General features: G+C 37.3%; 3 protein-coding genes. 2 read left to right on the top strand and 1 reads right to left on the bottom strand.

The window, feature by feature from the left end:
• The first annotated feature begins 107 nt into the window (after positions 1-107).
• Positions 108-704, top strand: a complete 597-nt coding sequence (locus H5968_RS24805) for a glyoxalase-like domain protein (protein ID WP_187042062.1) — start codon at positions 108-110, stop codon at positions 702-704.
• A gap of 329 nt (positions 705-1,033) precedes the next feature.
• Here H5968_RS24805 and H5968_RS24800 read toward each other — a convergent pair whose 3' ends face one another.
• Positions 1,034-1,471, bottom strand: coding sequence for a hypothetical protein (locus tag H5968_RS24800; protein ID WP_187042061.1), 438 nt, complete (start codon positions 1,469-1,471; stop codon positions 1,034-1,036).
• A gap of 253 nt (positions 1,472-1,724) precedes the next feature.
• Between H5968_RS24800 and H5968_RS24795 the strand changes: the two genes are divergently transcribed.
• Positions 1,725-2,666, top strand: coding sequence for an AAA family ATPase (locus H5968_RS24795; RefSeq protein WP_187042060.1), 942 nt, complete (start codon positions 1,725-1,727; stop codon positions 2,664-2,666).
• The last annotated feature ends 25 nt before the right edge of the window (positions 2,667-2,691 follow it).

Here is a 2,691-nt window from a genome sequence, read left to right as displayed (position 1 = left end):
CCCCAGTCCCCAGTCGTCTGTTCCTGAGATAAACTAAAAAAATGGCTATATGCTAGTCTTTATTGACGATACTAAAAGCCGCTCCTTTATACAATCTTCATTTATTCATGGTTATAGCAGCTAATTTGATACCTATATTGCATAGTTCCTTGACTTTAGCTTCTTTCTTACCTTCCTTGCCTTTGGATAGCCTTTTCTCTACCCAAGGCATTATGATTATGCTGTTGGCGGCTTATGCTGGTGCAATGTGGATGTTTCTTACCAGCGCCCCAAAAGTTTATACTGTGATGGTTTCAGATTTGGAAATTGCCCGACAACTCTATGAAGGTTTGCTAGATTTGCCCGCTGCGGAAGTACCTTTGCACTATTACTACAACTACGAACAAACTATTGGTGCAACGGGGATTGATCCGCTTTATATGTCTTCTAGTCCCAGTTGGTCTAATAAAACCATGACTAATGGCAGTGATGGACTATGGTATCAATTAAAGAAAAATACTCAACTGCACATTATTACTGGTGCGAGTTTAGGAACTAAAAATCAACAGCGTCATGTTTGTTTTGACCGTGATTGTTTGGAGTTGATTTTAATGCGGGTGGAAGTGCGGGGTTTAAAGTTTAAAATTCGCAATCAAAAACCTTTGAATTTTTTGGTGAAGGACTATGAGGATCGTGTGATTGAAATGGCTGAAGTTACTGGTTAGTTAGGGTTTAAGGTTTTTCAGTTGCCACCTCATAAAAGCTTACACTTTTTGAAAGCACTTCGGCTTACTTCGACTGCGCTCAGTACAAGTCGCTCAGTACAAGTCAAAATAGCTAAAACCCTTTACCTTGTAGGGGCGAAGCATTCGGGTGATAACCTATCGCTGAAACCATTAGACCTGTCCGAATGCTTCGCCCTTACGATTAATGAATCGGTCTTATACCTTCGTTATTTTTTGCGTAAGTCCTGAAATAAAAGAAGTCGGGGAACTGCTGAATAAGGGGTATCTAAATATTTTACTTTACTAAATTCAAGGGAATTGCTATAAACTTATTCACGACGGTCAAGTAAAGCATGATGGGAAAAAATTCCCTGCAATTTCAAATTAGTAAAATCCATAATTGCATTAATTAAATCCCTTTGCTCTGAGCTTAAATTAACCGCTTCTATTGCTTCGTTAAGGTTACTACCATGATGTAAATGATAGGCAAGTTGTTTCTGTTGTTCAACATCTAAAACTACCAGAATTTCCTTGTTGCGTCTTTGACGGACAGCTTGCAGTTTTTGACGTTCCTGGGGAGTTAAATCATTTTCGGAAACAGTAATAGTATCTTTAGTATTTTCGCTAAATGCAGTGAAAATGACTTGAGGAGAAATAGATGAACTAGATGAACTATCAGCAGAAGCTATAGTAATTTCTGGTAATAACAAAGCTAAAAAAACAATAAGCACTAACGCTAATAACCGTTTTGTCAATTGAATATTCATGTTGAGAAAAACCTAAATCAAATTTAAGACTGGAGAATAAGTCATACTCTCACAATTTTCCTACGTTTAGGGACAGAGATTGAAAACCCGGTGAAATTTTACCAATTACCTATATTTTTTCTCTATGACTAAATTCAGAAATTGATAATAAAGAAATATATATAAGAGGTATTAGAATTACATTCTTTTATATTTCCCAACTTGACGCTATCATCAAAGTCATTATCAAAAGTCATGATCAGAGGTGATAGTCATGAGTGAACAGGTATTAGAAAAAACCGCAATCAACAATAACCTTACTGAAGAAAGAGAAATTGATTTAGAGACTGCTTTCCGGGAATCTCAAGTACAAGACATTCTTGATAAATTAGATCAGGAATTAGTCGGTTTAAATTCCGTCAAAAACAAGATTAAAGAAATGGCGGCCTTGTTGTTGGTTGACCGTATCCGTAAAAGTCTGGGTTTAGATGCCGGTGCGCCTAGTTTACACATGACCTTTTTAGGCAATCCAGGCATGGGTAAAACTACTGTAGCTATGCGGATGGCGGAAATTCTCTATCGTTTAGAATACATCCGCAAAGAAAGCGTAATTTTAGTCACGAGAGATGATTTAGTTGGGCAAGGTATTGGACAAACCGCACCCAAAACCAGAGAAGTGTTAAATAATGCAATGGGTGGTGTTTTGTTAATTGATGAAGCTTATACTTTATATCGTCCTGATCATCCCGGAGATTTCGGTTTAGAAGCCATTGAAATTTTGATGCAGGTAATGGAAAATCAGCGAGATGATTTAGTTGTCATTCTTGCTGGTTATAAAACTCAAATGGAGCATTTTTTCCATAGTAATCCAGGAATGAATTCCCGGATTGGGTTACACATTGAGTTTAATGATTATAGTGTTGATAATTTGATGATTATCGCTCAATCTATAGTCAAAAATCAGAACTATTGTTTTAGTTCAGAAGCAGAAACAGCTTTCCGTGAATATTTAATTAGACGGAAGAATATGCCCCATTTTGCTAATGCTCGTAGTGTGAGAAATGCTATAGACAGGGCGCGTTTGCGTCAAGCTAATCGTTTATTGAGTAGTGGCAAAAAATTAAATAAACAAGATTTAATTACCATTGAAGCGGTTGATATTCTCGCTAGTCGGGTATTTAGAGAAGGTGTTCCTGACTGCGAACCAGAAAGTTAGTGACTGGGGACTGGGGAATGGGGAC

Source organism: Sphaerospermopsis sp. LEGE 00249 (assembly GCF_014299995.1).
Lineage (GTDB): Bacteria > Cyanobacteriota > Cyanobacteriia > Cyanobacteriales > Nostocaceae > Sphaerospermopsis > Sphaerospermopsis kisseleviana.
Note: the sequence above shows the minus strand (reverse complement) of the source record. Positions and strands in the feature narration are given on the sequence as shown.